A 5151-nucleotide genomic window follows, 5' to 3' on the forward strand; every position below is an offset into this window, starting at 1 on the left:
CCACATGTCTGGTCGCGACGACATCGAGGGCGCCAGTCATCCCCGTCACGACGATCTTCATGCGCGGAATTTAGCGTTGGTTGCTGGCATAAAACTGAACCCAGTGAGCACATCGGACGCGCAGCGAGAAAGAGCGACACCGAGCGAGACCGGGGCGTGACGCGATGCACGACTTTCAAGTCCTCGGACCTCGGGTGCCGTTGAGCCAAAATTCGTGCAGTTCGGGCATGGCGGTGTCGTGGGTGATTTTCCAGTGCCCGTCCTGCTCGACGAGCATGATCGGGGTGGCCCAGGTGTGCTGGTAGCGATTTCCGCCGGTTTCCACCGTCGCGCCTGCGAAGTGGTTGGGAGCGGGTTGGACGTTGGTCACAATAAACGGAAGGGGAAGTGCCGGCCCTTCGATCACCTGTAGCTGATGGTCGAGTGTTGCGGCCTCCTCTGCAGTGAAAGGCGGCGTGATGACCTTGCCCTTGTTCGCCGCAGGAATGTTCGGGTCAGTCAACTCCTGCATGAGGCCGACGACTTGCTCGACGGTCGGGACGGGTCCGGTGCAGGGTGGCTGGTCGGGGTCTCCGTCTCCACAGTCCGCGTAAGCCGTTGCGGGCGAAACGATCAGCGCCGCCGCCAGCGTTGTCGCGACGAAGAGCTTGACCCAGCTCATGCGTCGCGTGCTCATCGGGCGAACCCTGGCACATACCGCCGTGGACTCTGCGTTGCCCGCCAGATCACGTCCAACTCGGCCACGGCGGTGTCGTGGGTGATCATCCAGTGCCCGCCTTGATCGACCAATACGACTGGGTGGGGATTGGTACGTTGCCAAGGGTTCCCGGTGATCTCCACGGTCGCCCCAGCCAAGTTGTTGGGCGCGGGTCGGATGTCGGTCACAACGAAGGGAAGCGGCAAAATGCCGCCGAACGTGCGCATCCGGGTCAGATGATTGTCGATTGTTGCAGCCTCGTCGGGGTCGAATCCGGGAGCGACGATGTCGGTCTTGCTCACAGCGGGAATGTCCGGGTCGGTTAGCTCGGCCATGATGGCAACCACCTGATCGACGGTGGGCACAGGACCAGTACACGCGGGTTGGTCGGATTCATCACAATCCGCGTAAGCCGTTGCGGGACTGGCTACCAGCGCGGCGGCGAGGGTCGTGGCAACAGAGAGCTTGGCACAGTTCATGGGCGGCTAGTCACTTAATAGCGGGAGGTATGTAGCGGGTGGCGTTGTACCAATACGCGTCTAGGGCGCTCATGGCGCTGTGGTGGGTGAGCATCCAGCGCCCACCCTGATCGGCCAGCACAACAGGCCCCGGCGGACTCCAGCTGCGAACTAGTGCTGGCCCCGAAGTCGATACGGTGGCCCCGGCCAGATTCGCTGGAGCAGGCCGGATGTCGGTCACATTGAAGTTGAGCGGCAGCGAGCGTCCGTCCATGCGACGAAGATGATCGTCGATGGTCCCGGCTTCGTCGGGCGAAAAGCCTGGTGTCACGATGTCGCCCTTATTCACCGCAGGGATGTTTGGGTCGGTAAGTTCGGCCATGATCGCGACGACTTGATCGACGGTGGGGACTGGTCCGGTGCAGGGGTCTTGGCCGGGGTCGCCGCAGTCGGCGGAAGCCTTTGCGGGACTGGCGATTAACGCGCCGGCGAGCACGGCGGCAGTGGCGGTCTTCATATGTCAGAGCACCGGGACGGCGTGAACTTCGTAGTGTCTGTAGGCCTCGCCTACCAAAAGCATTCCGGACTTCAGCGTGATCAGCCAGTGACCGTCCTGGTTGACCAACACGATCGGTCTGGGACTCGCCCAGGTTGAGTGCCCGTTCGCGTGAACACCCACGGTTGCGCCAGCAGTGTTATTCGGCGCTGGCTGAATATCGTTGACAGCGAAGTCGACCGGGAAAAACCCTGGACCGAGTGGGTTCCACCAGTTGTCCAAGAACCCGATGTTGTTCGGCTGAAAATCCGGAGTCACCACATCGTGCTTGTCCTCAGCAGGGATGCTTGGGTCGGTCAACCTGTTCAACAGGTCGGTGACTTGATCGACAGTCGGCACGTTGTCCGCGTGGGCTGTCGCGGGGGCGGCTAGTGATGCGGCGAGGATCATCGCTGAGGCAGCGGATTTCATAGACCTGGACTTAGATCCCATGCGGCCCACCAGCTTTCATACAGTCCACCAAAAATTGATACACCCGAGCGTATGCGGTGTGCTCGGTGATCATCCAATGCCCATTCTGATACGCCAACACGACGGGTCCGCTGCCAGATTTTAGTTGCCTCCACACGGGCGCGTTCGTGACGGTGGCCCCGGCCAAACTGTTGGGTGCGGGCTGAATGTCTGTCACGGTGAGATTCAACGGCAGAACATGTCGCGGTATCATTCCGTCGCTATTCATGTCATTCAGCATGGTGTCGAATTTCCCGGCTTGCTCATCGGTGAACGGGGGCGTGACGATGTCGCCCTTGTTCGCGGCAGGAATGTTCGGGTCGGTCAACTCAGCCATGATCGCGAGCACCTGATCAACCGTGGGCACGGGCCCGGTGCAAGGGTCTTGACCGGGGTCACCACAGTCCGCGTGGGCAGTCGCAGGGACAACTAATGCTGCGGCAAGGATCATCGCTGCGGCAATGGTTTTCATGGCTGCTGCCCCGGCGGTGGTGGCTCATCATCTTCACCCGGCGGTGGAGGTGGAACATCAGCTGGCGGCGCCGGTGGTGGGGGGCGCGTGCCCTGGTCTCGGTCACGCAGCAGCGGCCTATCCCAATGTTGTCCGTCAGTTGAACGGAACCATGACGAGCCCCAGCACCACGGCGGCGGCTCGTAGTTGAAGTTGGTGCGATAATGCGTGGCGGCCGCATAGCAAATGTTCACATAGGCGTGGGCTTGGCTCGGCAGCGCGACACCGACTACTAGTAATGCGGCGATAAGTGTTGCTGCAGCAATGATTTTCATGGCTGCTGCCCCGGCGGTAGCGGCGGAGTGTCATCCGGTGGCGGAGATTCATCGGGCTGCGGTAATAGCCTCTTGAATGCACCTCGGTTCGCGCAGTCCGCTGGGATGACGGTGTCCCGATTATCGCGGTAAAGTTGGGCGAGCTTATTGCATTCACCAATCCCAGTCGCCTGAATACGTGGCTGTGATGACACCCACCACGGCGAGACACCCAACAGCGCGGGAGCGACGATCACTGCTGCAGCGGTCAGCGTCGCCATCAACGTGGCTGCGCCGGCTATGCGCATGGTCATGGCGACGCCGGTGCTGGCGCGTCGGGGGCGTCATCCGATGGTGGAGCATCGCCAGGCGACGGCGGCGAGACAATTTCATTCCAAGCTGAGTTCGCACACTCTGGTGGGACCGGGGTGCCGAAATCCCGTTGATGCCGCGCAGCTCGATGGCAGTACGAAGGCCCGGTCTGTGGCTGCGTTGAAATCCACGATTCTGCGTGGCCCGGCAGCGCTTGATCGACGAGAAGTGCTATCGGTGCGGCCACACCAGCTAGTGATGCCGCGAGCAATATCGCTCTGGCAGCGGTGGCTCTTGATGTCTGGCCCATCTAGTTCCCCGTTGCATTCGGCGTGCTCATGCTTAAGAACACGCTGATTTGCTGAGAGTACCTATACGAATTCTCATACGTCGATCGTGCCAGTGAATTCCAAGCTCGGGCTCACGATATTCACAGACGTTGTTGCGCCCAAAGGGATGTCGGTGCCGTGCGGCTACACGCGGCAAGCCGACTCGGAGTCGATGACATCAAGGCCGCGCATGGTGGTGAGCGTGGCCGGTGGACACCCTGCCCGCAAGTCGCCTACTTTCAGGTCTCAATCAGGCGCTCACGGTGGGTTCCGGTACCGGCCAGCCCACCGGCATCGTGACCGCGCTTGCAGGCGGGGCCAGCGTGGTGAACACGGGTAGCAGCGGAGTCCTTGCGGCGTCTGACATTTACGTCGTCCAGAATGCGTTGGGTCCGCGCTGGCAGGCCAATGCCCGATGGCTCAGCAACCTCGTCGTCGCCAATAGCATCAGGCAGGAGGAGACCACCAACGGTGCGCTGAAATTCCCTTCGATGCAGGGAAATCCGCCGACGTTGGTCGGCCGGCCAACCCACGAGGCGTCGTTCATGGACATCACGATGCGGCCGGTAAGGATCTGCTGATCTACGGTGATTTCTCCAACTTCGTTGTGACGCAACGGGTCGGGGCCACCGTGGAGTTGATCCCGCACCTGTTCTGTCCCAACAACCTTCGGCCTACAGGCCAGCGAGGCTTGTGGATGTAGGCACGCTACGGCGCGGACTCGATCAACGACTCCGCGTTCCGACTGCTAATGGCTTAGGGAGACTTCTGCACGGTGCAGCAGCACTGAGCGACAACGAGCTAGATGCTGTTACCAGAGACGTACGGCGGCATGCGGGTGTGGGCGTTGTACCAGAAATGGTCCAGCATGGTCCACGCTGCATCGTTGGTGAGCAGCCAACGCCCATGCTGATCGGTCAGCACGATGTGTTGAGGGGCGCTTTGTTGATGGAAGATGCCGTTTGCCGTCACGGTGACGCCCGCGAAGTTGTTGGGTGCCGACACGATGTCGGTCACGACGAAGGGGTACGGCAACAGCCCCGCGGCATCTGATCGATGTAAATGGTCATCGACGGTTCCCGCTTGATCCGGCGAAAATGGTGGCGTAACGATGTCGCCCTTGCTCACCGCTGGTCGGTTAGGGTCAGTCAACTCCGCCATGATCGCGAGGACTTGATCGACGGTGGGGACTGGTCCGGTGCAGGGGTCTTGGCCGGGGTCCCCACAATCGGCGTAAGCCGTTGCAGGAAAAACTATTAACGCAGTAGCGAGCAAAGCGGCGGTGGCAGTGTGTTTCAGCACCTGGCTCCTAATTTTCGGATGGGATGTCGGGGTATTCCTGGACCCAGTGAAAACGGCTGCGGTACAAGGGCAAGCTGTCGAGGTCGAGACGACGCAGCGTCATCGTGACGTGGTGCCCGTCGATCTGCCCCGCCAGATTCAGCCGGTCACTGGCCGGCCGATCGACGGTCAGCGCTGCGTCGTTCAGGGTGATGGTATGCGCGTCGCTCGCAGCACTCCTGGTGACGATCACGTCGTCCATCGATTGGATGCTGAGTCGGTCGGGTTCGTCAATGACGAGGC

8 protein-coding genes are annotated in these 5151 nt (G+C 61.2%); 1 reads left to right on the forward strand and 7 read right to left on the reverse strand.

Annotated elements, in window-relative coordinates; genetic code table 11:
* Positions 1–175 precede the first annotated feature (175 nt).
* The 5 genes from WAN02_RS09450 to WAN02_RS09470 all read right to left on the reverse strand — a co-directional run bounded on the left by WAN02_RS09450 (position 176) and on the right by WAN02_RS09470 (position 2633).
* The gene (locus WAN02_RS09450) at positions 176–676 is read right to left on the reverse strand and encodes a hypothetical protein (RefSeq protein WP_422263891.1); all 501 of its coding nucleotides are present in this window, start codon (positions 674–676) and stop codon (positions 176–178) included.
* Complete coding sequence (locus tag WAN02_RS09455) at positions 673–1062, reverse strand: hypothetical protein (protein WP_422263892.1); 390 nt, start codon at positions 1060–1062, stop codon at positions 673–675. Before WAN02_RS09455 ends, WAN02_RS09450 begins: the two co-directional genes overlap by 4 nt.
* A 124-nt stretch (positions 1063–1186) precedes the next feature.
* Positions 1187–1672 (reverse strand): hypothetical protein, encoded by a 486-nt coding sequence (locus WAN02_RS09460; RefSeq protein ID WP_422263893.1) that lies wholly within the window; start codon positions 1670–1672, stop codon positions 1187–1189.
* Between the two features lie 3 nt (positions 1673–1675).
* Positions 1676–2122 (reverse strand): hypothetical protein, encoded by a 447-nt coding sequence (locus tag WAN02_RS09465; RefSeq protein ID WP_422263894.1) that lies wholly within the window; start codon positions 2120–2122, stop codon positions 1676–1678.
* A gap of 10 nt (positions 2123–2132) precedes the next feature.
* Positions 2133–2633 carry a hypothetical protein gene (locus WAN02_RS09470; protein WP_422263895.1) on the reverse strand — a complete coding sequence of 167 codons (501 nt, stop codon included), beginning with the start codon at positions 2631–2633 and terminating at the stop codon, positions 2133–2135.
* Positions 2634–3776: 1143 nt separating this feature from the next.
* Here WAN02_RS09470 and WAN02_RS09475 point away from each other — a divergent pair.
* The gene (locus WAN02_RS09475; RefSeq protein ID WP_422263896.1) at positions 3777–4148 is read left to right on the forward strand and encodes a phage major capsid protein; all 372 of its coding nucleotides are present in this window, start codon (positions 3777–3779) and stop codon (positions 4146–4148) included.
* A gap of 220 nt (positions 4149–4368) precedes the next feature.
* Here WAN02_RS09475 and WAN02_RS09480 read toward each other — a convergent pair whose 3' ends face one another.
* On the reverse strand, positions 4369–4719 hold the full coding sequence (locus WAN02_RS09480) for a hypothetical protein (protein ID WP_422263897.1): 351 nt from the start codon (positions 4717–4719) through the stop codon (positions 4369–4371).
* Positions 4720–4876: 157 nt separating this feature from the next.
* On the reverse strand, positions 4877–5110 hold the full coding sequence (locus tag WAN02_RS09485) for a hypothetical protein (RefSeq protein ID WP_422263898.1): 234 nt from the start codon (positions 5108–5110) through the stop codon (positions 4877–4879).
* Positions 5111–5151: the final 41 nt, after the last annotated feature.

Origin of the sequence: Mycobacterium sp., assembly GCF_049281135.1 — a bacterium.
Taxonomy (GTDB): domain Bacteria; phylum Actinomycetota; class Actinomycetes; order Mycobacteriales; family Mycobacteriaceae; genus Mycobacterium.